Origin of the sequence: Thioalkalicoccus limnaeus (assembly GCF_041197575.1) — a bacterium.
Classification (GTDB): Bacteria; Pseudomonadota; Gammaproteobacteria; order Chromatiales; family Chromatiaceae; genus Thioalkalicoccus; species Thioalkalicoccus limnaeus.
In genome coordinates this window covers 145098-169663 of sequence record NZ_JBDKXB010000003.1, presented here as the reverse complement: position 1 = coordinate 169663, position 24566 = coordinate 145098, and the positions used below count along the sequence as shown (strand labels likewise).

17 protein-coding genes are annotated in these 24566 nt (G+C 65.8%); 7 read left to right on the top strand and 10 right to left on the bottom strand.

Translation table 11 applies throughout. The features are described 5' to 3' along the window. Positions 1–194 precede the first annotated feature (194 nt). Both ABC977_RS03740 and ABC977_RS03735 read right to left on the bottom strand, forming a co-directional pair. Positions 195–3089, bottom strand: coding sequence for a putative bifunctional diguanylate cyclase/phosphodiesterase (locus tag ABC977_RS03740; RefSeq protein ID WP_369665897.1), 2895 nt, complete (start codon positions 3087–3089; stop codon positions 195–197). After that, on the bottom strand, positions 3086–3943 hold the full coding sequence (locus ABC977_RS03735) for a transporter substrate-binding domain-containing protein (RefSeq protein ID WP_369665896.1): 858 nt from the start codon (positions 3941–3943) through the stop codon (positions 3086–3088). Before ABC977_RS03735 ends, ABC977_RS03740 begins: the two co-directional genes overlap by 4 nt. 499 nt (positions 3944–4442) lie before the next feature. Between ABC977_RS03735 and ABC977_RS03730 the strand changes: the two genes are divergently transcribed. From ABC977_RS03730 to hybE, 5 genes are read left to right on the top strand one after another with little or no spacing between them, the layout of a single operon-like run. After that, positions 4443–7211, top strand: a complete 2769-nt coding sequence (locus tag ABC977_RS03730) for a molybdopterin-dependent oxidoreductase (RefSeq protein WP_369665895.1) — start codon at positions 4443–4445, stop codon at positions 7209–7211. Positions 7212–7226: 15 nt separating this feature from the next. Then, a complete protein-coding gene (locus ABC977_RS03725) occupies positions 7227–7844 on the top strand; it encodes a 4Fe-4S dicluster domain-containing protein (protein ID WP_369665894.1) in 618 nt (205 codons plus the stop codon). Position 7845: 1 nt separating this feature from the next. Beyond that, positions 7846–8805, top strand: coding sequence for an NrfD/PsrC family molybdoenzyme membrane anchor subunit (gene nrfD / locus ABC977_RS03720; protein WP_369665893.1), 960 nt, complete (start codon positions 7846–7848; stop codon positions 8803–8805). Between the two features lie 49 nt (positions 8806–8854). After that, positions 8855–9439 carry a TorD/DmsD family molecular chaperone gene (locus tag ABC977_RS03715; RefSeq protein WP_369665892.1) on the top strand — a complete coding sequence of 195 codons (585 nt, stop codon included), beginning with the start codon at positions 8855–8857 and terminating at the stop codon, positions 9437–9439. Next, positions 9432–10001: a [NiFe]-hydrogenase assembly chaperone HybE gene (gene hybE, locus ABC977_RS03710; RefSeq protein WP_369665891.1), complete on the top strand. Its 570-nt coding sequence runs from the start codon at positions 9432–9434 to the stop codon at positions 9999–10001. Before ABC977_RS03715 ends, hybE begins: the two co-directional genes overlap by 8 nt. A gap of 200 nt (positions 10002–10201) precedes the next feature. Here hybE and ABC977_RS03705 read toward each other — a convergent pair whose 3' ends face one another. The 8 genes from ABC977_RS03705 to fabI all read right to left on the bottom strand — a co-directional run bounded on the left by ABC977_RS03705 (position 10202) and on the right by fabI (position 21846). Then, entirely contained in the window at positions 10202–12148 is a 1947-nt protein-coding gene (locus tag ABC977_RS03705; protein WP_369665890.1) for a hypothetical protein, read from the bottom strand. Then, a complete protein-coding gene (locus ABC977_RS03700) occupies positions 12139–14802 on the bottom strand; it encodes a hypothetical protein (protein WP_369665889.1) in 2664 nt (887 codons plus the stop codon). Before ABC977_RS03700 ends, ABC977_RS03705 begins: the two co-directional genes overlap by 10 nt. A gap of 5 nt (positions 14803–14807) precedes the next feature. Then, a complete protein-coding gene (locus ABC977_RS03695) occupies positions 14808–17048 on the bottom strand; it encodes an AAA family ATPase (RefSeq protein WP_369665888.1) in 2241 nt (746 codons plus the stop codon). 180 nt (positions 17049–17228) lie between these two features. Continuing rightward, complete coding sequence (locus ABC977_RS03690; protein ID WP_369665887.1) at positions 17229–17669, bottom strand: type II toxin-antitoxin system VapC family toxin; 441 nt, start codon at positions 17667–17669, stop codon at positions 17229–17231. Positions 17670–17681: 12 nt separating this feature from the next. Beyond that, entirely contained in the window at positions 17682–17915 is a 234-nt protein-coding gene (locus ABC977_RS03685) for an antitoxin (RefSeq protein WP_369665886.1), read from the bottom strand. A 527-nt stretch (positions 17916–18442) separates the two neighbouring features. Continuing rightward, complete coding sequence (locus ABC977_RS03680) at positions 18443–19645, bottom strand: acetate/propionate family kinase (protein WP_369665885.1); 1203 nt, start codon at positions 19643–19645, stop codon at positions 18443–18445. Then, entirely contained in the window at positions 19642–21051 is a 1410-nt protein-coding gene (locus ABC977_RS03675; RefSeq protein WP_369665884.1) for a bifunctional enoyl-CoA hydratase/phosphate acetyltransferase, read from the bottom strand. The genes ABC977_RS03680 and ABC977_RS03675 overlap by 4 nt, the downstream gene beginning before the upstream one ends. A gap of 3 nt (positions 21052–21054) precedes the next feature. Next, positions 21055–21846, bottom strand: coding sequence for an enoyl-ACP reductase FabI (fabI, locus tag ABC977_RS03670; RefSeq protein ID WP_369665883.1), 792 nt, complete (start codon positions 21844–21846; stop codon positions 21055–21057). On the opposite strand from fabI, the gene ABC977_RS03665 reads away from it, so the two are divergent. Further along, positions 21761–22450, top strand: a complete 690-nt coding sequence (locus ABC977_RS03665; RefSeq protein ID WP_369665882.1) for a cysteine-rich CWC family protein — start codon at positions 21761–21763, stop codon at positions 22448–22450. The two genes, fabI and ABC977_RS03665, sit on opposite strands and share 86 nt — an antisense overlap. A gap of 198 nt (positions 22451–22648) precedes the next feature. After that, positions 22649–24295 (top strand): gamma-glutamyltransferase, encoded by a 1647-nt coding sequence (gene ggt / locus ABC977_RS03660; protein ID WP_439849154.1) that lies wholly within the window; start codon positions 22649–22651, stop codon positions 24293–24295. Positions 24296–24566 lie beyond the last annotated feature (271 nt).

Below are 24566 nucleotides of genomic sequence, written 5' to 3'. Positions count from 1 at the left end.
GCGGCGACATGGTCATCCCCCAATGAAGGCCCCGCGACCGGGCCGCGGCAACGACCTCGCCGCACCGAGCCCAACGCGCAGCGAGGCGCCCATGATCCCATATCGGGCGCCCGCGTGCCTCGAAAACGCCCGTGCTCCGCGCCCGGTGACCGACCGGAAACGGGGCCGACCGATGAGGCGGTGGACCTCTCCGGTCAGGCCCCCCGTGGACTACCCGGATCGGCACCCGCCGCCGCGCCCTTCAGGGGTGCGAGGAAGCGCAGCACGAACTCGTCGGCCGGGACCGGCCGGCTGAACAGGAACCCCTGATAGGCGCCGCACCCACGCGCGCCGAGGAAGGCACGCTGGGCCTCGCTCTCGACGCCTTCGGCCAGAACGTGCAGGCCGAGGTTCTGAGCCATCGCGATGATGGTCGCCGCCAATTGGACGCTGCTGCGATCGTCCGGGATATCCTTGATGAAACTGCGGTCGATCTTCAACTTGTCGATCGGGAAGCGTTTCAGATAGGCCAACGACGAATAGCCGGTCCCGAAGTCGTCGATCGACAGATTGAGCCCCAAGTCCTTCAACGCGAGCAGGAGCCGCTCGGCCTCATCGCCGCGCATGATCAGGCCGGACTCGGTCACCTCGAGCTCCAGGTGGGACGGCGGGAAGCCGGTCTCATCGAGCGTTCGGCGCACCTGAGCGGCGACGCGGCCGCTGCGGACCTCGGTCGCGGACAGGTTGACGGCCAGTACCCCGAGCAGGTGACCGTCATCGAGCCATTGCCGACCCTGACTACAGACGGTGCGTTGCACCCAATCGCCGAGGGGCATGATCAATCCGGTCTCCTCCATGATCGGGATGAAGTCTCCGGGACCGACCACCGTTTCGCCATTCGCTCTCAGGCGCACCAGCGCCTCGGCGCCCAGCACGCGGTTGTCGGCGAGGTTGACGAGAGGCTGGTAGTGCACCTCGAACTGCTCGTGTTTCAGGGCTCGCCGCAAGCGGCCTTCCAACGAAAGCCGGCTACTCGCGGCCAGCGTGAAGGCGTGGGAATAGTAGCGGTGCGTGCCACGCCCCGACCTCTTGGCCTCGTGCATCGCGGCTTCGGCATAGCGAAACAGCTCAGCCGCATCCTGGCTGTCATCCGGGAACAGGGCGATTCCGATGCTCGCCTGGACGAAGACCTCCGCGCCGGTCGACAGCGTGAAAGGGCTGGCCAGCGCCGCGATCAACCGGGCGGCGGCCTGGCCCGGCTCCTCGCCGGTGGCGACCTCCTCGAGCAGGACGACGAACTCGTCGCCCCCCTGGCGGCCCAAGGTGTCGTGGCTTCGCAACTGGCCCTGCAGGCGGCGCGCGACGGCCACCAGCAGCTCATCACCGGCAGCCGGCCCAAGCCCGTCGTTGATCATCTTGAAATGATCGAGATCGGCCAACAGGATCGCGCGCCGCCGACGATCCCGCTGGGCTTGAACGAGCGCGTGCTCGAGCCGGGAACGGATCAATGCGCGATTCGGCAAGTCGGTCAAGGGGTCGAAATGGGTCAAGCTCGCGATACGGTCGGTCGCGGACTTCAGTTCCGTCAGATCCGTGATGACCCAGACATAGTGACCGGTCGCCCCTTCCGATCCATGCACGGTGTCGATCGTCACGAAGAGCGACAGGTTCCCACCATCGCCCCTGCGACTCGCTATCTCGCCCTGCCAAGAGCCGGTGCGCGTCAGCTCCGCTTGAAGCGCGCGGCAGAGACGATCATCCTGGATCTCGGAGCTCCACAGATCCGGCCTGCGGCCGACGATCTCGCCCTCGCGACGACCGGACAGGTGCTCGAAGGCACGATTGGCCGAGACGATCGTGTGACCGCGGTCCGTGATCAGGACCGCGTCCCGCGTGCTTTCGAGGGCCGCAGCGAGCAAGGCGATCCGCTCGGCCTGAACCTTCCGCTCCAGGTCGAGCTCGAACTGGGTCACCGCATAGGAAAGATTGGCGCCGATCGCGCTCAGTTGGCGCCGTTCCTCGCGCTCGTCGACGACCCACGAGGCCGCGGCCAGATGCAGCACGCCTCGCCAGCCATCCCGTCCCACCAGGGGGATCGCCGCGTACCCGCGAAGACCGCGATCCACCAGATCACGCGCCCAACCAGGCAAAGGCGCCACGGCACCGAGATCAGGCACCCGAGCGACCTCGCCCGCTGCCCACGCCTTACGCCACGCCGGCGGCACCTCGGCCAGATCGAGGGGCGACTTCGACCACCGACCCGCGTGCGCGGGGGACGCCGCCACCGGTGGTCCAATGGCGTCCTCTCCAACCCGCGGCGTGATCCAAGCGAGGTCGAAACCGCCGGGGCCAACGCAGACCTCGCAGACCCGCCTGAATAGATCGTCGCGCGAGCGCGACATCACGATCGCCTGATTGATCTCGCTCAAAAAGGCGTGGAGGCGCATCAGACCACGCAGGCGCGTCTCGCTGGCGACCAACGCCACGAAGGACCGATCCCGTCGCCGGTGGGCCTGATAAAGAAGCCCGTAGAGCAACAGCGTCAGCAGGCCGACGAGCAGGATGTTACGCGCGTCCTCGCGATGTTGGGTGGCCCTACGGTCCTTCAACGCGCCCAGGACGTCGCGCTCGAGCGCCGCCGCGGCCTGGTCCAATCGCTGTCGATACGGCGAGAGATCGTGCGCCTGGTAGCGGTCCGGGTCAGCCAGGCGCGCGCGCAAGGCTGCGCCGACCGCCATCAGCGCCTGCTCGAAGGCCTCGGCCTTCGACCGTAGATCAGGCGTCAAACGGACCTCAGCGACGAAACCGGCGAGTTGTCCGTGACCCTCTGTCAGGTCGCGGCTGGCGCTCAGGGCACGCTCCAGCGTCGCGATGACGCGATCGGCCTCGGCGGCCGGGACGCCGGCGAGCATCTGCTCGGCATAGAGCTCCGCCGTCAACACGAAGCGACGCGACTGGGCCAGCCGATCGAGGAGGACGGTGCCCTCGCGCAGCGTCCGATCCCAACCGAAGTGGGAATGAGCCATGAGGCCGATCGTCGCCGTGACGAACAGCGTCAATGGGACCAGTACGGCCGCCAGGCCCAACGAATGGGCGAACCGGTCCTTCATCGTCGCTGATCTCCAGATGGTGGTATCAGGTTGGGCTTGGTGAAGCCGAAAGGCTGAACCAGTGCCAGATGCTCGTCGGTGCCGACGAGGTCGGCCAGGGCTTGGTCCAGCGCATCGCGTAGACGCCGATCGGCATGGCGTACGGCGAAGGCCGGTTGCCCGAGCGGAAGCTCCGCGTCGATGCCGGCCCCTCGCTCCAGCGCGATGATCTGGACGGCGCTGCCGAGAGCCTCGGTCGCTCGCTCCAAAGACAGGACCGAGAGGGCTAGGCTGTCCACGCGGCCGGTCAGAAGGGCCGCGATGGCACTGGACACATCCGGAAGAGACAGGATCCGATTCGTCGGAATTCCGGCACGCAAGGCCGCATCGTATTCGACGGCCCCCGCGAGTACGGCGAGCCGCGCCGACGGCTGCGCCGCGATGTCATGCAGGGTGAACAATCCGAGTGGATTGTCGCCGGACACCAGGAGCCCTGGTTTCAGCCACGCCTTCGGTTGCGTGAACAGGACCCGCTCGGCGCGTTCCGGCGTCACGAAAAAACCCGACGCGATGATATCGATGCGCCCGCTCTCCAATTCGTGGATCAGGTCGGCGAACGGGACATGGATCCACACGACCGGGCCATCGCCGAGCTCCCTCAGAAGGTGGCGCAGCACCTCGGGTGCCTCGCCGGTGACTCGGCCTTCGTCATCGATCATCGCAAAGGGTGGTTCGAGCGCGTAGCCGACGCGCAACGGAACACCCTGTTGATAGCGCGCCAGCGCATCCTCGTCGCCGATATCCGACACACCGAAGACCAGCAGAAGCGTGACCAGGACGACCAGTGAGCCCGCGAGGAAGTAATGACCGGCCATGAAGAGGTGCTCCTTGGGTTCGTCAACGGGCGGACGACACGGCCGGCGTGCCCGGCTGAGTGCGAGGATCCGCACGAAGATCAGGAGTGGACCCGGACCCCGAGGTCTCCCCGGTCAGGCGACGCCGGGCACGTCGTCGGCTTCATTGTGCCACATAAGATCGGTGCGGGATGTGCGGCAGGCGGTGGGCACAGGATTAGCGGCGGGCTATGCACGCGGCGGGTGAGTTTCGCGGCGACCCAGCGCCGAGACCCAAAAGTGTAAGGCCTGAGCCGGGCGGAACCGGAGCCTGCGCCACTCAGCCTGCCAGATACCACCGCGATCAGTAACTTACAAAGATACCAGGAAATTGATCGGGTTTTGATGCAAGTCAACCAATCCTAAGGATTGCGTAGACCGCCCGGCCCTGTCTTGCGTAGTTTCTCGGCCCACCGACTGCTCGACGCGGTACCCGAGCAGCCCCCATCAACGGTCGAACCTCGACCCCGAGGAGGATGCCATGGGCTGGAGCCTTCCACGCCTCTCACGCCGCGCCTTTCTGAAGACCACCGGCTACGGCACGGCCGGATTGAGCCTGCTGTCGCCGGCTGGCGGCTTCGTCGGTCAGGCGGTCGGCCGCGATCAGGTCATCGAGGAGGTGACCTATAACATCTGCAATTTCTGTTCGTCGCTGTGCAACCTGAAGGTCACGACCCACAACCGCAACGGCGACAAACGCATCGTCAAGGTCGATGGCAACCCACATTCGACACTCAATCGCGGCAAACTGTGCGCGCGGGGTCAGGCGGGCCTGCGCCAGACCTACGATAACGACCGCATCAAGACGCCGTTGATCCGCGTCGAGGGCAGCCGGCGCGGCGAATACGCCTTCCGCGCCGCGACCTGGGAAGAGGCCTGGGACTACATCGCGAAAAAGACCCAGGAGCGCGAGATCAAGCCGTGGGAATGGACCATGGTCGGCGGCTGGACCTCCTGCGTCTTCTACATGAACTGGGCGGTGCCCTTCGCGATGGCCAACGAGGTCCCGAACATCATCGCCTCGCCGATGCAGCATTGCGTCACGACCGGCCACCTGGGCACCGACCTGGTGACCGGGAATTTCAATATCCACGACGAGATCCTGCCCGACTTCGACAACGCCAAGTACATCCTCTTCGTCGCCAACAATGCGTCGATCGGCGGCGTGTCGACCTGTCGTATGGTGCGGTTCGCGCAGGGGCGCAAGAACGGCGCCAAGGTCGTCGCGCTCGATCCGCGCTGTTCCGAGACGGCCGCGAAGGCCGATGAATGGATCCGCATCCGCCCAGGGACCGATCTGGCCTTCATGCTGGCGCTCCTGCGGACCCTGATGACCGACAACCTCTACGATGCGCAATTCGTCGAGCGCCATACGAACCTGCCGTTCCTCCTGACCCGCGACGAGCAAGGCGAGTGGCGCCTCGTCACCGACGACGAAGGCCGGCCGATGGTGGTCGCCGACGGCACCAACGATCTGCATGCGCTCCCGGCCTTCCATCACGACAACCGACGCGATATCGCCGGACAGACGATCGTGCCGGCGCTCCGGGCGCCGCAAGGGTTGACGGTCGACGGCCGCCCGGTGGCGACGGTCTTTCAGGCGCAATTGGACGAGATCGCCGAGTGCACGCCCGAGTGGGCGGCCGAGATCACCGGCGTCCCGGCCGAGACCATCGCCCGCATCGCGCGCGAATTCGGCACGACACGCCCGGCGATCGTCGATCCGGGCTGGCATGGGGCACGCTTCGGCAACGTGCTGATGCTGCGCCGCGTCCAGGCGATGGTCCAGACCCTGACCGGCGGCATCGATTCGATCGGCGGCTGGATCAACTCCGGCGAGGTCCATCACAAGGCCGCGCACATGTATCAGGCCTACGAAAAAGGCAAGGAGATCGCCGCGCCGATGGCCGATCTGGCCGGGATGCACTTCGCCAAGATGGTCATCGACGCCGTTTCCAATGGCGACAACTTCTCGCATGGCCGGCCGGGCTGGACCTGGGCCTGGAACGCGCAGGAGAAGGCCGCTGGCCGCTTCAACGTCGCCTTGCCGGTGATGACCGACACCGGTCTGCGCGAGTCGGTCGAGGGCCAGGTACTCTGGCAGGGCGAGCCCTATCTGACGCGCGCGCTGGTCATCAACGCGGCGAATCCGGTCCGCCACTACTACCCGGATACCTATTGGAAGGAGACGCTGAGTCACGAGAACATGGACCTGGTCGTGCTCGTCGATGTGCTGCCATCCGACACGGCCCCGTACGCCGACGTGATCCTGCCGAACAGCACCTACCTCGAACGCAGCGAGCCGACCGTCTACGGCAATGGTGTCAACCACGATCTGGCCGTGACGACCCGTTATGCCGCGATCGATCCGCTCTATGACACCGAGGAGATCGCCGACATCCTGCTGCGGTTGACCGAGATCATCAGCGGCAATACCGACAAGTTCCTCGACTGGGTCGAGATGCTGACCGGCCTCGAGGCGGGACCGGTCAAGGCCGTCCATGCCAGGACCCGCGAAACCCACGAGCGCGGGGCCTTCACGGCCGCGTGCCGCGAGGTGTCGATCAACCAGACCGCGGCGCGCATCGGCACCACGCCGCAACGCCTCGACATGGTCCTGCGCGAGCGTGGCATCTATCTGGAAGAGGACAAGCACGAGGTGCTATCGCACTGGAGCATGCCGCGCCTGATGCCGGTGCCGACACCCTCGGGACGACTCGAGTTCTACAGCGGCCTGCTGCGCTCGCTGCGCGACGCCGGCCACGCGGAACCGAACTTCAACGTGCTCGCTACCTACATCCCGGCCGAGTGCCGCGTCGGCCTGACGATGAGCGATCCATTGCCGCCCGACGAGTTCTACTTCACCTATGGCAAATCGCCGACCGTATCGCATGGTTCGACGAACAGCAACAACCCGGTGCTCTGGGCGATCAACCAGTTCAAGGACGAGATCTACAAGGGCGTCTGGATCCATCCGGAGCGGGCCGAGCGGCTCGGCATCGAACACGGGGACCGCATCTGGCTGACCAACACCAAATCGGGGCAGCGCACCGATGGCCGCGCCTACGTGACCCGCCTCGTGCACCGCGATGCCCTGTTCATCTATTCGTCGTTCGGCGTCGAGAACAAGGCCCTGTCGCGCACGCACGGCGAGGGCACCGCAACCAGTCGCCTGATTCCTTATCAGGTCGAGCCGGTGGTGGCCGGGTTCCGATCCCAGGAATTTACGATCAAAGTCGCCAAGGCCTAGGCGGGAGCAGCGAACATGACCCATTACGCGATGGTGATCGACCTCAACACCTGCGTCGGCTGCAATGCCTGCATGGCGGCCTGTGCGTTGGAGAACCAGACCCCGGTCTGGGACGAACACAAATGGCGGACCTATGTCCACGACAACGAGATCGGCTTCGGCGAAGACACGCACCGGCGTTTCTTCCCGCGCCTGTGCAACCACTGCGACAACCCGCCCTGCATGACGGTCTGTCCGACCGGCGCGACGACCAAGCAACCGAATGGGATCGTCAAGGTCGATCAGAACCTGTGCATGGGCTGTCGCGCCTGCGCGATGGCCTGTCCCTACCACGCGCGCGTCGACGTGACCTATGCGGATGTCCGCCGCGGCCGGGATTTCTACGGCTCCGACTACCGACGACGTCGTCCGAGCGTCGACAAGTGCTCGTTCTGCGACCACCGTGTCGCCAAGGGCCAGGAGCCGGCCTGCGTCGAGACCTGCGTCGGTTCGGCACGCCTGTTCGGTGATCTCGACGAGCCACGCGATCCGGTCGCACGCATGGTGGCCAGCGGGGTGGCCCGGCCGCTGTTGCCCCATATCGGCACGCGTCCGAGCGTCTATTACATCGACGACCTGAGGTGGAGGGGCTGAGATGGACGTCACCATGACCTACGCGACGCAGGGCATCTGGACCTGGTGGATCGCGATCTATCTGTACTTCGGAGGCTTGGGCGCCGCGACACTGGCGGTGACCTTCCTCACCGACATGTATCTCAAACCGCATCGCAAGCTGGTCCTGTGGGGCGCCGGCTCGGGCGTGGTCCTGCTGGCCCTGGGGTCGCTGATGCTGTTCACGCACCTGCTCGACCACCGGGCCGTGATCCACATCCTGAATCCGCTGGTGCTGATCAACCAACCGACGGCCTGGATCGCCTGGGGGACCCAGTTCATCATCTGGATGATGGCCTGGGGCGTGCTGTACGCGCTGCCTTATGTGAGCGAGACCCCAGCCCTACAACGCCTACCGGTCATCCGCCAACTGCTCGCGCAGCGCCTGGTACGGGGCATCGCCGGCCTGGTCGCGCGGCATCGCAAGCTGGTCGGGTGGCTGGCCGTCATCAATGGCGTCGGCGTCGCCGTCTACACCGGGCTCCTGCTGCAATCCTTCCCGGGCGTCGCCCTGTGGGCGAATCCGGGCGTGCCGCTGCTGTTCACAGTGTCGGCCTTCTCGACCGCGATGGCCTTCCTGCTGCTGCTGATGTACACGGTCATCCGGGACGCGGCCGACGATGTCATCCGCGGTCTCTACGAGCGCATCGACCTGGTGCTGATCGCCTCGAAGCTGGTCATCCTCGCCTCGTTGTTCTTCTATCTGCAACGCGGATCCGAGTCGGCGATGCGCTCGTGGGAACTGCTGTGGACCGATCTCGGCTGGCTGATCGGCTTCATCGGATTCGGCCTGCTGGTGCCCTTCTTCCTCGAACTGAGGGGGGTCATCACCGGCTGGGCAACGCGGATGCCGATCATCGCGGCCTCGGTGTTCGGGCTGACCGGCGGCTACCTGTTGCGCCACTACTTCATGTACGCCGGTGTCTATGCCTATCCCTGGTGATCAGGCGCGGGGTCCGGTCGATCCGGACCCCAACGATCCCGCACCCGCGATGAGCCAGACACCCGACCATCTACAGAGGCTCGCGGCGCTGCTCGCCCAGCCGATCGCCGAATCGTTCGGGATCCTGGAGGAGTGGCAACCGGCGGCCCCGTGGCTCGCGCCGGCACGGCGCGAACTGGCGGACCTGTCCCTCGCGAGATGGCAGGGCGAACACACGCGGCTCTTCGTCAACGGCTTCCCGAAAACGCCGTGCCCGCCGTTCGAATCGGCGTACCGCGAGGGACGCATGGGTGGCGAGGTCCGCGCCGACCTGATCGACCTCTATCGCCGCGCCGGACTGACCGCGACCGGCGCCCCAGCGGACTACCTGGGCACCCAGCTCGAATGTACCGCCTATCTGATCGCGCGGATCCAGGACCCAAATGGGGGGGCCGCCGGCGCGTCCGACGCGGAGCCCGGACCGCCGCTGGCCGATCCACCGCAGCAGTTGCTGGCGCATCTGTGGGATCAGCATCTCGCCCTGTGGCTGCCGCGCTTCGCGGCGGACCTACAGGACGCCGCCGACCTGATCCTGTATCGCGAGCTGGGCGGCCAACTCGCGGCCCTGCGCCGGCCCGGACCCGGCGATGCGTGACGACAGCGACCCATCCGGTTGGCAGTTGCTCGCCGCCGACCGCCTCGACGAGGCCAGCCTGACGGCGGCGGTCATCGCGGCGCACCGGCGCATCCTCGATGAACTACGACGCTCGGATCCGCTGCTGAACACGGCCCTCGGTATCGAGGTGCGCGCCTATCGGCCGCTCGATGACTGGCGCGTCCTGCTGCTGCTGACCCCCTGGATGCTCGCGCGGCTCTTCGTCCCGCAACAGCCGCCGCCGATCCCGATCCCGCCAGGCTGGTCGGCGTCGGAACGTCGCGACGCACCCTACCAGGTGCTCGGCCCGGCGCTCGAGATCCGCCTCCTCGATCAGCCGCAACGCGCCCACATCCATCACGACCCGGACCTCGGCCATTACCTGCTGCAACCCCTGTGCCTCGACATGACCCCGTATCGCGACGCCGAGGCCTGCTTCGACGCCTGGGCCGAGGTGATCCGCATCCGCGACGAGAATATGGAGCAGGCCCAGCGCGACTGCCCGCTGCAGCGCGACATCTCCCGCCGCGAGCTCTTCGCCCGGATCCTGCCGAGAGACTGAGTCGCTGCGAATCGATCGTGCTGCGTTCGTTGCCGAGACTGACGCTGGTTTCGAGCCTGTCGCCATCGTGCACGCTTCATCAAGGACAAGCCCCTGACTCCGCCACAACGCAACCCTGACCCCAGTACCGCACTGCGCCCCAGCACGCGAAATCAGCCACTTTCGATTCGGGATCAGCATTTCGGACACGACTGGCTCGGTCAGTATGGGCTGGCCTTGCGATAGCCCATCAGATGGTCGCCTTCAGCCGGAGCATCGCAAGCTTGCCGTTGTAGGCGGAGCACAGCCGCGGGCCACCTGCGCTCCGAAATCGCGCAGCCACAGAGCGCCGCGGCATGGATCTCGATGACCAGCCGGTTCCAGCAGTTGATCGGGCTTTCGGGCAGGGTGGCGTTGATGCGCAGAGCGCGGTCGAATGCGTCGCGGGAAGCCCCCGGCCGGGCAGCGATGCGGTGCTCCAACACGCCGATATCGCGCCAAAGCAGCTCACCGGGATGACCGGCCATGCGCTCGGCTCGGACGCAAAGCTGGCGCAGCATGTGCCCGAGCACATCCTTGGGTGCCCCCGTGCTCAGCAAGGCCGCATCCGCTGCCGCCCGTGCCGCGTAGTGGGAAGCGAAGCGATCATCGCAACGGTCGATCAGCATCCCGGCCAGCGCCAGCGCATCAGCCACCCGCCCTTCCCGCACCGCGTACCAAACGCGATATCCGAGCAGGCGGCATCGATCCGCGTCGGCGAGTCCTTCCCGGTCGATCCCGGTCAATAGCGCCCCGGCCTCGGCAAGTTGCACCGGCTCCCCGACCAGCAACAGCGACCTCACCCACGTCATCCGGGCCTTCAACCAAAGCCGCGACCGGCCGAAGCCAACCCGTCCCGGCGCGCCCTCCAACAGCTCCCAGACGGCACCGTATTGCTCGGTGAGTCGCAGATGGTCGCGAGCGTGGCGCTCTGCCGCGGTGAAGTCGAGCCGAAGCTCTTCGGTCAAGGCGCGAAACACCTGCGCGTCCAGCAGCAGGTGAAACAGGCTCGGATCGGCTGCGACCGCCGCGGTCAGCAGCGACTGCGCCGCCATGACCCGCTCGGCGGTGGACAGGTCGCCCATTTGGTTCGCGACCTGGTGCGTGAGGTTGTTCAGCCGATAGAGCAGTTTCGGCGGGCCATCCGCATTGCGCAATCCGATCTCCATCTGCGCCAGCGCCCTGGCAAGCCGAGGATGATCCCGGGGTGCCCTGTGCGAGCGCCAAAGACGCTCGAGCACGGCCTCCAGCGTCGCCATCGGGCCAGTGGTGCCGCTGGCGAGCACGCGTCGCCACAGACGGGAGAGTGCATCGCGGCGACGTTCGTCGCTGTCGGTGTCCACACCGCAATCGAGCAGCGCCCAGCGAGCCAGAGCCACGACCAGGTCGCCATCGCGCTCGGCGACCCGCGCACGCCGTTCAGGATAGCCCCCCAGACCTTCAAACATCCGCAACCGATCTTGCTCGACCAGTGATCGGAACAGCGCGCCGCTCTCCGGCCGACGCCGGTTGTAGGTTAGATTGGCGATGACGTCGGCAACGGCGAGGCCCGCAGACTCGGCGGCTGGCCAAATGCGCACATGCCGAGCTTCGAGCCGACTCAGCAGCCCGCGCGCGGCGAGCCCGACCTCCACCGCGTCCTCGATGCGCTCGACCACGTCCGCGAGCAGGTCCTCGCGTGTCGACATCGCCGTGCCGGCGCGCTGGCGACGTGCGACGATGATCTGAAGCGGCGCCTCGTCGCGATCCTCCTGCAGCATCGTATCCGCGAGCGCCAGCAGATCGAGCAGCATCAGCCGATAGGTCCGCTCGCTGTCACGCAGTCCCTCACCGCGGGCGTTCTCGACGACCAGCATGCCGGTCAGGACGCCGCACCCACGCGCCGCATCGAGCACGGCGCCGGCGATCTCGATCACCTCCGAATGCGATCGCTGTTGCCGCAAGGCCGTCAGGTGAAGGTTCGCGACCGGACCGATTCGATAGTGCCGCAGAACCGGCTGCAGCGCTGCCGCGAGACGCTTCTCGACCGCTGCGGGCTTGCCGGCAAAAAGCACACCGCTGATGATCCAGGGCGGGCTTTTCGCGAAGTCCCCGGATTCATCGACAAACAGGGTTCGGGTCACGGCCACGGCGGATCTCCCCAGTCGCACGGGTCATCGACTTGATCCGGGCCGGGCGTCTCCTCGGGAATCGACATGTAATCGCCGCAATGGGGGCAGCGGATGTCGTAGGGGTTCAGCGGATGGGTCTCATGGAAGGTCCAATATCCCCCGAGCTTGAACAGATGGGTGCCGCAGCCACCGCTAAAATTCCAAACCAGCATCCGGCCGCAGCCGATGCACCATTGCGCACGTCCGGGATGTTTCGTTTCGAGGGTGCCAGGTGGCGGTTCATGGGTCATCTCTGCACCCCCGCAGGCGGGGCAGATCAGCGGATAGCTCGGCGAACGATTCGTGTAGGCACCGAGGCTGTCTTCGAGTCCTAGATACACATGCATCAGGATCAGGCGAATCAGCGGATCCGTGACGCCCGGCCGCAGCAAGACCGCGCCGTAGCGGTGATCCGGCGGTGCTTGATCCCACGGCTTGCGGCCTTCTGAGTTTGCGACGAGAGGACTACCCCCCAAATGGCAATAGTCGGCTACCCGTGCCGTGGCATCAGGACCGCTGCCGGGGTGCAGAACAAACACCCGATGACCCCCAGGCTCGTGATACCGCTTCTTCCCGATCAGCTCGTCCAACGCCTCGACGAGACTCTGGCCGGCCTCCGCTTCTTCGATCGGCGAAAAAGGTTTGCACTTGGCGTCAACCACCAGGTGCGGATGGAGATTCCCGCCGATCTCGACCCGGCGGTTGCGGGGCAGCACCGTGAGCATGAAGTCCGGGTTCGGGCGTTGCTTCTCCGGGATGCCCTTTCTCGGCAGCCGAAGTTGGTATTCGAGCAGCAGGTCCCGCCCGATAGCGTTTCCTGAAAAACGAAGCGACAGAGTCCCCCGATCGGTGACGCAGCCGAGCAGGCGGTCCCGGAAGTCAGGCGGCGGGACCAAGCGAAAATGCTCACGCAACACCGCCACGATGCGCAGCAGACACCAGCGCTCGTAGACGGCCGGCAAGTCGAGAATGCCCAGGTCTTCCAACCGCAGCAGCCCATCGAGTTGCGAGGCCGTCAATCCGGCCGCTTCCAGCGCGCGCCGATAGAAGGCCAAGGCGCCGCGATAGTCCGGATTCAGCACATAGGTCATCGAGCCGGTGAAGGCCGTGTGCCGCGACTCCTGTATGCCCAAACCACGCGCGCGTCTTTGCAGGGCAGAAACCTGTTGCGTCAGGGGCGTCAATTCGTCCTGGACTCCCGCCCAGATCGCACTTGCGGCGCGCAGGCGCTCAGCCGAACGCCGGGCTTCGGCGAGGTCACGAAGTTGCTCATCGGTATCACTCTTGTTCAAACTGAGCCAAAAATCCCTCTCCGACAAATTCGACCGGCGTGTTTCCAAGTACGTAATTTCTTCTCGGAGCTGTTGCTCCCTATTGGACGAAATCTCGGTCAGATAATGCACGCGCCAAATGCTCCAGGATCGACCTTGCGTGCCGACCCCCCTTCGCTCAACGCTGAAGGTACCATTTAACCTGTAACTGTACCTCTTGTCGAACACCGACTCCAAGGTTCGCAGGTCAACGTTGAAATTCAGACGAATCCCTTCGACCTCGCCATTTTTGGAACGCGCGTTAAACCAGAAACCGGCGATCCCGTATTGCGCGTCGAGCTTCGGTTGGTCGACATTGAAAAAGCTTAGTCTGGCATTGGCGGGCGCCTCCTCGATCAATTGCCCGACTACGTGGCGATAGGTCTTGATATCCCCTTCCCGTTCCTCGATCAATTGGTTAAGTTTCCGGGCATCAACTCGCACTCGTCCCAGCGATGCCTGGAGGTGGGCCGCCCGTTCGTCAGCCCGTTGCGAGCGGCCAAGCAAGTCGCGGGTTGCGCCTTCAGCGCCTGCCAACAACCCCCGGAGCGTGCGCCTCAGCCTGCTGCACATCGCCAACAACTGGCGGTTTTCCGGCGTATCGAAGCTTGGCGCGTGTCCGCGTCCGCTGATCAGCCGCGGCGCACCGCGGACGGCCAGCTCGCGAAAGGTGCCGACGCAGGGGCGGACACGCTCGACAGGCTGTCGCTCGCGGACCTCGCGCAGCTCTCGGTGCGGCTGGTCGAGCGCCCTTCCAGCGTAGCGGATGAATGCTGTGACGGCAGCAAGAAACGCAGGGTCGATGCCTCCGTCACGGCGTTGATCCGTCGCGCGGGTCGGGCTCATCGGATCGAGGATCAACTGCCAGGCGCCGCTGCGAAACTCGTCCAACAGGGTTTCGAATTCCTGCGGGGTGAATCCGGTGGGTGAGATGCGCAGCCGGATCAGGTGGCCACCCACCTGGAGCCGTGCTTCCCCGACGTGGCGGGACAGCGGCGCGTCGTGGTAACCCATTCCTTCCGCCTTTCTCCATTGACCCTTCTCGATCCACCACTCCCGACCGTCGGCTGCGCGGATCGACGTCAGGGCGCAGGGCTCGCCGTTAGCCCTGAGCAGGCAGGGCTCAGCGGTGCCCGGGGGGACTGCTATAGCCAACTGGCCGCACCGGGCACCGTCCACCTTGGGATACGCGGGCAGCTCTGCCACCCAGCCGTCGCCGTCGTAATCGAGAGGGACGGGATCCTGTGCCGCCGCCACTTCGGTGTGGTGTTCCTTCCGCGCCCAAGTGACACGGATGATCCGTAGCTCGCAAGGCGGCTCCATGCCGATCAGGTCCAGTAGTTGTACACGACGTCGTTCTCCTTGGCACGCTCGATCATCGCGGCCAGATCATCGCTGGCGCGGAACAGCAAGGACCCGTCGGGGCTCGAAAGCGGTGCGAGGTCCTCGACCAGGCGATCCCGAAAATGACGCGCAACCGCATCTCGGTTCTGCTCGCCCCGTCCGCGCGCTGACTGCTTGCCATCGAACGAGAACCTGGGAAAGACCTTCTGCCGGAGCAGATTGTTCAGCGCGAGCAGGTCCAAGCCCTCCCCTTCGTCGTATAGATCTTTCAGTTGGTCATGATAGTGAATCGCCTGGCGCAGCGGACGCATGCCAAGCTCGATGCCTAGTGGTGCGAGGAAGTCCCGCCCGTACTCGGTCAATTTCAAGACCAGCCGATCCTCGTGCTGATACGGAGGGTACTCGCCCCGCGGAGGGAAGGCCCTAGCGGGGATGCGAATCCCATGCGTTGGCCGATCCGCTTTGCCAATCTGGTTGGAAACCCGGTCCCAATAATCCAATGGGCTCTGAAACTGGAGCACATGTGCGCGGTCCAGCACCTTCGGAGAAAGGTAATGCGTCGTGTCGTCCATGTTGACGGCGCCGACGAAGCGCACGTTGGCGGGGATCTGGAGCTGAGGGGGCACCGTCAAGGCGCCGCTCAGCATGCGGCGCACACGGGCGTGCAACTGCGCAAAGGATTCGCCATCCCCGAGCCCGAGCCGCTCCGCCAGTTGGGTCATGGTCCGGCCGTCCCCGAGCAAGGCCTCCAGGTCGGCTGAGCCCAGGTTCAGCCCTATGCCGCCGAGCGTTTGCATCAGCACCCGAAGCTCGGTCAGGACGTGGCCGGCCTCGTCGTCCGGATAGAGCGGGATGCTGGGTGCCGCACGGTCCTCCAAGCGTGACAGGAAGTCCACGAAATAGTACTCGACCCGCGCCAGGTTCATCTCGTCCAGGCAGACGATATAGAGGCGTTCCGGGTCGCGACTGGCCTCGAACAGGGCCTCGATAAACGGGGTCTTGGCGTAGGCCCGTTGCAGCGGGTTGTGGAAACCGAGCAGGTCCTCCGCGCTGGTCCAGTTAGGCTTGACCGGAACGATTCTGGCCTCGTTCCCGGTTGCGTCGGCATAGGACTTCACGAGATTAGTCTTGCCTGAACCGGATAGGCCGGAGAGGATGATCAGGTCGCCGGTGCAGAGGAGGGCGTGGAAGTTTGCGAGCAGGTCCCAGGGGTACCCGATGCCGCGGCCAAACAGATAGCGCTGGATGTGTTCGATTGCCTGGGTCGTTTCACCGTCGAATTCCGGCCACTCCTCGCGGGTTTGATCAGGCGTGTTGCCGGCGTCGGGAAAGAGTGCATCCCATTGCGTGTCGGTGATCAATTCCAGTCGGTGCAAGGGCTCGATTTGGGACTTGACATAGGATCGCAACGCAGCGGTCTGGCTCCGTATCTCGCCCACCTCGCGGTCCCGCTTCTTCCGCGCAGCGGCCAGTTCTTGCTCGATCGCATTCAGCTCCCGCCGCAATTCCCGCTCGTGCTCTTCGTAACCGCGGCTAAGCGCCGCCTCGCGATCCCGCGCATCCTTCTCGAGTTGCTCCCGCCGAGCGGCAAAGCCGTCCTCGATTTCTTGCGCTAGGCGTCGCGATTTTGCCTCGGCGTCTGCGACCTCCCGCTGGGCTTGATCCCGCGCCAGCTCGGCCTCTTCGCGCTCGCGTCGGAGCGCATGAAACCGGGTTGCAACATCCGCATGGTCCTGCTTGAGTCGTGCGATATCCTCTCCCAGCTTTGTCAATTCATCGCGTCCCTGAGCGCACTGCGCATCGATATAACCGCGACAGAGTGTCTCCTCGAGGTCGATGCTCCCGTCGTCATTACGATGGACGTGCTCACCCGCAATGCGGGTGAGAGGCTCGATCGATGTCGGGTCGGCGCAGATCAGCAGCGGGTTTTTCCATTTGCTACGCTCGCTTTCGGGCGCAAGAGAAACCTCGACGATGACATAGGTGCCTGATTCGCGCAGATTGGGAGCGACCTTCGACTCGTTGCCAACGAAGACACCTGGTGCTCCTAAATCCGGTTTCGAATAGAGTTCTGCCAAAGGGTATCTCAGCCGTTTGCCGCTCTCGGACCGAACGTCCGTCAACCACCATAGATCCTTTTGGCGTTTCTCCAGCCTCCCGCGAACACGCAGGTCATTGATGCCCCATTGTTCTCTAAGGTAGCGGAGACGCGCCTGGGTATCCATTCGCTCCACCTCAGCAATGGCTCGTATACCAGGTTTTTCCTCTGCCATGCTCTTTTCCCGTTTCGATTTCACTCGCTGTCCTGCGGTTTGCGCGCGCGGCCTGTTCGGACGCTTGTTTCCCCTAGGGGTCGACCATCTTAGATGCGCGGGCATGCATATCGCGCGAAATCCCAGCCATTGTTACGTTTCTGACGCGCCAGGCGCCTTATTACCGGTGCTCAGCCAATTCTCGAGAGAGAGCCCGGGCACCCGACGAAACTCGGTCTCGTTGGCGGTGACCAGGATCAACCCGTGGGCCAGGGCATGGGCCGCGATTAGCAGGTCGTTGGCGCCGATCGACGTGCCCACGCGCTCCAGCAAGCGGCGGATCTCGCCGTAACGCCGGTCCGCGGGCTCGTCGAAAGGCAGAATGTCGAGCGCCGCCAGCACAGTCTCGAGTCGGGCCGTCAATCGCTCGGAACCCTTCTTGGCTGCGCCGAAACGCAGCTCCGCAGCGACGATGATGCTGGTGCAGACCCGTTTATCGCCGCGGGCGGCGATGCCATCGCGGATGCAGCCGGCCGGCCGACGTACGAGATCGGAGACGATGTTCGTGTCGAGCCGATACGCGGGCTTCGGCATCGCGGGGAGCCGCTAGAGCTCGGTCGGCTCCGGCGCCGGGTCCTGGATGTCCGGGAAGGTGTGATCGATGAGGTCAAGGGTCGCCAGCACGGCGAGCAGTTTCGACGGCGGGACGGGCTCGATGATGAGGCGGTCGCCGTCCTTGCGGATCAGCACTTCCTGACCGGGCAGCTCGAAGTCCCGCGAGATGCGAATCGCTTGAGTGGTGCCATTGGTGAGAAGCTTAGCGCGGCGTGGTGCGTTCATGGGTCCGGACCGGCTCGGTATAGATCACGGCATAGGTTAGCACGGGGCACACACGGCAACGCGAGGCGTGACGGGTTCGAGAGGGCCGTCGACCCCGCGGGCTGATCTTCAGGGGGCCTTCCGGGCAAGGTTGTCGTGTCGATGCCGGGAGGTTCCGTCTCAGTCAACCGTCACTGCCCCAAGCCTGCGACGGCCAGGGCCGTGGCCTTCCTGCGGCTGAAGCCGCATCTACAACGCACCTGCACCGCGCATCAGGACCCGTTGTGGGGGCACGCCAATGGCGTCGTCTCGTTCGGGTTTAGCAAGCCCACGGAAAAAGGGATGGCCCCGGGGTTGTCGGATTACGGCACGCTTCGAGCGCCATACCGGATACTTCGGGTTCCGAGTTGACGCGCCTAACTCGCCCGGCTGGGGCCACCCCGTAGCATGAAATCCCTCTCGACCTGGGCCAATCACCTGGCATTCGGCGGTGTTTTTTACGTTAAGCCAAATGGTATTTTATCTCGCGGGAGTTGCCTTACGCGCGTTCAGTCCTCGGCATCGGCGCCGATCAGCTCACGTGTGTAGAAGGCGATCATCCGTTCCTCGTCGGTCGGGATGACCCAGGCCCCGATCCGGCTGCCTGCGGCGCTGATCGTCATCTCGTGGCGCGCATTCGTTTGCGCATCCAATTCGAGCCCCAGCCAACGGCAGCCAGCGCCGATCGCCGCGCGCACCGCAGACGCTCGCTCGCCGATGCCGCCGGAAAAGACGAGATGATCCAATCCTCCGAGAGTAGCCGCCAACGCGCCGATCTCGCGGACAACACGGTACACGAACAACTCGATGGCCTCGCGCGCGCCCGCCTCGTCGCTGGCGAGCAGGACCCGCATATCGGCGCTGAGGCCCGACACGCCGAGCAGACCCGATTCGCGGTACAGGATCTCGCCGACCCGCTCGGCGCTCAGACCCTCTTGCGTCAACAGATGCAGCACCAAGCCAGGATCCAGATAACCGCAGCGGGTCCCCATCGGCAGGCCATCGAGGGTCGAGAAGCCCATGCTGGAGGCGACGCTGCCGCCATCGAGCGCCGCGCACAGGCTGGCACCCTGGCCCAAATGGGCCATCACGACTCGGCCGGTCGCGGACCGGCCGAGTCGTTGCGCCAATCTCCGGCTGAGATAATCGTAGGACAGCCCGTGAAAACCATAGCGGATCAGGCCCGCATCAGTGAGACGGCGCGGCAGCGCGAAGGATCGGGCGACCGCCGGTTGCTTGGCATGATAGGCGGTATCGAAGCAGGCGACCTGCGGCACGGCGGGCCACCGCCTCGTGAACAGCCGCACAGGGGCAAGACCATGCGGTTGGTGCAGCGGCGCCAATGGTGTCAAAGCCGCAAGGCGGGCCAGCACGCGATCATCGAGGCGCTCCGGTGCGGCGAAATCTCGTCCGCCATGAACGATCCGATGACCAATGCCCCGCAGCGGCATGGGATCCGCCCGCGCCTCGAGCCAGCCGAGCAGCCAGTCGAGCGCACGGGACTGATCGACGCTGCCCGTTGGCGTCTCGTCGATCAGAGTAACGCCGCCGCCATCCTCGACGCGAAAGCGGACGGCTTCGCCACCGAGGCCGGCGAGGTGCCCCCGGTAACGCGCCGCGAGCGCTTCCAGCCCCGTGCCGCCGGTCTCACCGAAGACCGCGAAGCGCAGGCTCGACGAGCCGCTGTTGATGACGAGCCAATCGCCAGTCACCGCCCGACCTTCTGCTGGTGGTCGGCCAGCAGCAAGGCCAGCGCACACGAGGCCATGCGGGTGATCGCGTCATCGGCGCGGCTGGTCAGCACGATCGGCACGCGCGCCCCGACCACGAGGCCGGCCCCGGTCGCATCGGCCAGATAGGTCAACTGTTTGACCAGCATGTTGGCCGCCTCCAGATCGGGGGCGACCAGGATGTCGGCGCGCCCGGCCACCTCCGAGACGATGCCCTTGGCCGCCGCCGCGGTCTCCGAGACGGCATTGTCGAAGGCTAGCGGGCCATCGAGCCAGGCCCCTTGAATCTGGCCGCGTTCAGCCATCTTGCACAGGGCCGCGGCCTCGATCGTCGAGCGGATCTTCGGGTTGACCGTCTCGATCGCCGACAGGATCGCGACGCGCGGCCGGTCGTTGCCGACCGCATGGACCAGATCGATCGCGTTCTGCACGATGTCGATCTTTTCCTCGAGGCTCGGGTCGATGTTGATCGCCGCATCGGTGATGAACAGCGGCCGGGGATAGGTGGGCACATCGAAGGCGCTGACATGACTGATGCGGCGCTCGGTGCGCAGGCCCGAGTCGCGCCGTACCACCTCGCGCAGCAGTTCGTCCGAATGCAGCGACCCCTTCATCAAGGCCGCGACGGCGCCGCTGCGCGCGAGGGCGACCGCCTCGGCGGCCGCGGCATGGCTGTGCGGCACCGAAACGAGCCGGTACGGCGAGATGTCGAGCTCGGCCTCTTCGGCTGCCTGGCGAATCCGCTCCTCGGGACCGACCAGCGTCGGCACGATCAAGCCCGCCTGCGCAGCCTCGATCGCGCCGAGCAGCGCCGGCCCGTCGACCGGGTGCACGATGGCCATCGGCACAGGCGCCGGGCGGGTCGCCGCCGCCAGGAGCTCATGCAGCTGCGCCCGCTCGGCCATCCGCACGCGCGGCAGCACCGTGCGTGCGCGCCGGATCTTTTCGGTCGGCGCCAGGACCTCGGCGACGCCCTCGATGACCTTGCGGCCATCCTGATTCGTGCAGAGGCAATCGAAGGTCACCCGTTTCTTCTCGGGATCCTTGTCACGAACCTGGACCTTGACCTCGAGGACATCGCCGAGACCGACCGGGGCGCGGAAACGCAAAGTCTGGCCGAGATAGATGGTACCGGGCCCGGGCATCTCGGTGCCGAGCACGGTCGAGATCAGGGCGCCGCCCCACATGCCGTGGGCGATGACCTCCTGGAAACGGCTGCTCTTCGCGAAATCCTCGTCGACATGCGCCGGGTTCACGTCGCCGGACATGACCGCGAACAGCTTGATGTCGTCCATCGTGAGGCGTCGCTCGAGGCTCGCGCTGTCGCCGATCTGCAGTTCGTCGAAGGTACGATTCTCGATGAAGCTCTTGGCGTCGGAATGGGTCATGGCTCAGGCCCTCACGTTGAGGCCGGCATCGACGTAGAGCGTGCTACCGGTCAAGGCACGACCCGCGTCGGCGGCGAGAAAGACGGCGGTGTGGCCGACGTCGTCGATCCCGGCGAGACGTCGCAGCGGTGCGCGCTCGGCGGCGCTTTTGAGCAGGCGATCGAAATGCGCGATGCCGGATGCCGCGCGGGTCGGGATCGGACCCGGCGAGATCGCATGGACACGGATCCCCTGCGGACCCAGCTCGGCCGCCAGGTAACGCACCGCCGACTCCAGCGCGGCCTTGACCGGCCCCATCAGGTTGTAGTGATCGACGACCTTCTCGGCCCCGTAGTAGGACAGGGTGATCAGGGTGCCACCCTCCTTCATCAGGGGCTCGGCATATCGCGCCAGACGCAGGAACGAGTGGCACGAGATGTCCATGGCCAGCGCAAAGCCGTCGCGTGAGCTGTCGACGACGCGCCCGTGCAGGTCGTCCTTCGGCGCGAACGCCATCGAATGGACCAGGACATCGAGCCGGCCCCAGCGCGCCGCGACCCGCTCGAACAGCGCTGCGACCTGATCCTCGTGCTGGACATCGCACAGGAGCGCCTCGGCCCCGCCCAATGCGGCCGCCAGTGGCTGAACGTGCTTGTCGGCCTTCGGGTGCCCATAGCTCAGCAGGAGCTCGGCGCCCGCGTCGTGCATCGCGCTGGCGCAGCCGTAGGCGATGCTGTCGGCATTCGCCAACCCGGTGACGAGCGCGGTGCGGCCGCGCAGGGAAAAGGGATCTCGACGGGAGGTTTCGGTGATCACTGGCTATCTCCTTTCGTATCGCGTTGACAGGTCATGTTGGCCTGGTTTGGAAACCATGCGCGACCGCTCTTGCTGCGGCGCAGCAAGAGGAGACCACGGCAACGGCAAAAGGTGCCCGATGAGCCCGCTAACGACGCTGGCCCGCAAGCTTCGTCCCACTCGGACGAGGCCCGGCCGCGGGGCGCGCCGCCGGATCATGGCTCGAGGACCGCTCCAGACGAACCTGGACACTCTCGGCCCCTCTGCTCGCGACAGCCTTCGCGATTGGCCAACCTTGAACAAGGAACCTGTGGCCTACAGGTTCAGTGGCAGCTACTCTGGAGTCGAGGCTCCACTCATCCCCAGTGAACAAGGTGACACCATGCGCGATCGGACAAGGCCCGATGACATCACTCCCGGACCGAAGCGCTGTGCCCGCTGCGGGGCGTCGTTCCTATGCAAGGTCGATGACCTACCGCACTGTCAATGCGTTGGCGTTGCCCTGCCACAAGATCTCCTTGGAGAGCTCGCCCAATCGTACAGCGATTGTCTCTGCTCCCGCTGCCTGAAGGAGCTCTCGGGTCGTCAACGCGAGGGCGACGTGGCGCTGGCCGGCGGCGATTGAAGGGGCGTCTTGAAATATTCAAGGTGTCCGCGCGGGGCAGGGCTGTTCCACCATCTGTCGTGGCGGGGACGCGTTGTGAGGATGGCGTGGGCGACCCGTCCTCCCGATCAGGCGCCCCCCCTCGACGGCGCTAAGCGACCCCGGCTGCTTGCTGATCGATGGCTACGGTCGCTAACGTCGGTCGTCATCGTCGGTTGGATATTGATAGGGCCCGCACTGCTGCGGGCCGATCCTGTGCCCCACGGGATCGCGACGCCGCATCCGCTGGCGACCGCCGCCGGTGTCGCGATCCTGGCCGATGGAGGGAACGCCTTCGACGCGGCAGTCGCCGTCAGCGCCGTCTTGGCCGTCGTCGAGCCCTATGGCTCCGGGCTCGGTGGCGGGGGTTTCTGGCTCCTACACGACGCATCCGAAGGGCGCGACATCCTGATTGACGGGCGCGAACGTGCCCCGGCCGCGGCCACCGCGCAGATGTTCATCGGACCCGATGGCGAGGTCGACCGCGACCGCGTTTCGGCCGGCCCTCTGGCCGCCGCGATTCCGGGCACCCCGGCCGCACTCGACCACATCGCCCACCGCTACGGCGAGCTGACCATGGCCCGGGCGCTCGAACCGGCGATCCGCCTAGCACGCGATGGATTCCCGGTCGACGAGCGTTACCGGTCGCTCGCGGGTTTTCGCTTGGCGGCACTGCGCGCGAATCCCGAGGCCGCGGCCATATTGCTGCGCGATGGCGAGGTGCCCGAGGTCGGAACACGGATCCGGCAACCGGCGCTGGCCGCCACGCTGGAGCGATTGGCCCGGTCGGGCCACGACGGCTTCTACGATGGCGAGGTCGCGCGGCGGCTCGTCGCCGGCGTGCGCGCGGCCGGCGGTCTGTGGACGCGAGAGGATCTGCGCGCCTACGAGATCGTCGGGCGCGAACCGATTACCGCGAGCTACCGCGGGATGCGCCTGGTGTCGGCACCACCACCGTCGTCGGGCGGTATCGCGCTGACACAAATCTTGCAGATCCTCGAGCTCTACCAGCTATCGGACGTCGACGAGGCGGAACGCGTGCATCTGATCGTCGAAGCGATGCGCCGCGCCTATCATGACCGCGCACGGTTCCTCGGCGACGCCGATTTCGTCGCGATCCCCATCGATCGCCTCCTCGCCGCCGATTATGCAGCCGGCCTCGCGGCCTCGATCCGCCGCGACCGGGCGACACCGAGCGAGCTCTTCCCGGGCCCGGACAGACCTTCCGGTGGCCAGGATACGACCCACTTCTCGATCATCGACCGGCACGGTCATCGGGTGGCCGCGACGCTGTCGCTGAATTATCCGTTCGGCGCCGGCTTCATGCCGGAGGGAACGGGTGTGCTGCTGAACAACCACATGGACGACTTCACGGTCGCGCCGGGACAGCCGAACGCGTACGGCCTGATCCAGAGCTCGGCCAATCGCATCGAGCCCGGAAAGCGCATGCTCTCGAGCATGTCGCCGACCTTCGTCGAACAGGATGGCCGGATCGCCGTGATCGGCACCCCCGGTGGCAGCCGGATCATCAGCACAGTCCTGCTCGCCGCCCTCGCCTTCGAGGCGGGCGGCTCCGCGACAGACCTGGTGGCCGCACCGAGGTTCCACCACCAGTTTCTGCCGGATCGGCTGGAGTATGAACCAGACGGCTTGTCGGAGGCGCTGCGCGAGGCGCTGGTCGCACGCGGACACCAATTGCGGGTCGCCGACCGGCCATGGGGCAACAGCCAGGCCGTCGTGATCGAGCCCGATGGAGTCTTCACGGCCGCCGCCGATCCACGCGGCATCGGCACCATCTCGGTAGCAGGCCAACTCGAACGCCCGTGACTCGCGGCACCCGTATCCGTGATCCTGGCACCGATGACCCCGAGGCGTTTCGAGCCAAAAGGTCACACTGACCGACGAGCGCGCGGCCTTCGCTTAACCGCACTGGTGCTTGGCTCGCACCGATCCATGTCGGCATCCGCGTGCGCTGCTGCCCCAGCCAGCCGATCATTGGGCATACATCGCGACCCATATCTGGCCCGCCATGCTGAAGCGGTCCGATTGATCGGGCTCGCCCCCCTGATTTCTCTCAGTGGAAACGCGCTGATCGGCG

Bases quoted from the DNA above. Each gene is read 5' to 3' on its own strand.
- ABC977_RS03735 (WP_369665896.1), bottom strand. From the start codon at position 3,943: ATGGCCGGTCATTACTTCCTCGCGGGCTCACTGGTCGTCCTGGTCACG.
- ABC977_RS03700 (WP_369665889.1), bottom strand. From the start codon at position 14,802: ATGGAGCCGCCTTGCGAGCTACGGATCATCCGTGTCACTTGGGCGCGG.
- hybE (WP_369665891.1), top strand. From the start codon at position 9,432: ATGCGTGACGACAGCGACCCATCCGGTTGGCAGTTGCTCGCCGCCGAC.
- ABC977_RS03725 (WP_369665894.1), top strand. From the start codon at position 7,227: ATGACCCATTACGCGATGGTGATCGACCTCAACACCTGCGTCGGCTGC.
- ABC977_RS03685 (WP_369665886.1), bottom strand. From the start codon at position 17,915: ATGAACGCACCACGCCGCGCTAAGCTTCTCACCAATGGCACCACTCAA.
- ABC977_RS03730 (WP_369665895.1), top strand. From the start codon at position 4,443: ATGGGCTGGAGCCTTCCACGCCTCTCACGCCGCGCCTTTCTGAAGACC.
- nrfD (WP_369665893.1), top strand. From the start codon at position 7,846: ATGGACGTCACCATGACCTACGCGACGCAGGGCATCTGGACCTGGTGG.
- ABC977_RS03675 (WP_369665884.1), bottom strand. From the start codon at position 21,051: ATGACCCATTCCGACGCCAAGAGCTTCATCGAGAATCGTACCTTCGAC.
- ABC977_RS03665 (WP_369665882.1), top strand. From the start codon at position 21,761: ATGCTGTCGGCATTCGCCAACCCGGTGACGAGCGCGGTGCGGCCGCGC.
- ABC977_RS03695 (WP_369665888.1), bottom strand. From the start codon at position 17,048: ATGGATACCCAGGCGCGTCTCCGCTACCTTAGAGAACAATGGGGCATC.
- ABC977_RS03715 (WP_369665892.1), top strand. From the start codon at position 8,855: ATGAGCCAGACACCCGACCATCTACAGAGGCTCGCGGCGCTGCTCGCC.
- ABC977_RS03690 (WP_369665887.1), bottom strand. From the start codon at position 17,669: ATGCCGAAGCCCGCGTATCGGCTCGACACGAACATCGTCTCCGATCTC.
- ABC977_RS03740 (WP_369665897.1), bottom strand. From the start codon at position 3,089: ATGAAGGACCGGTTCGCCCATTCGTTGGGCCTGGCGGCCGTACTGGTC.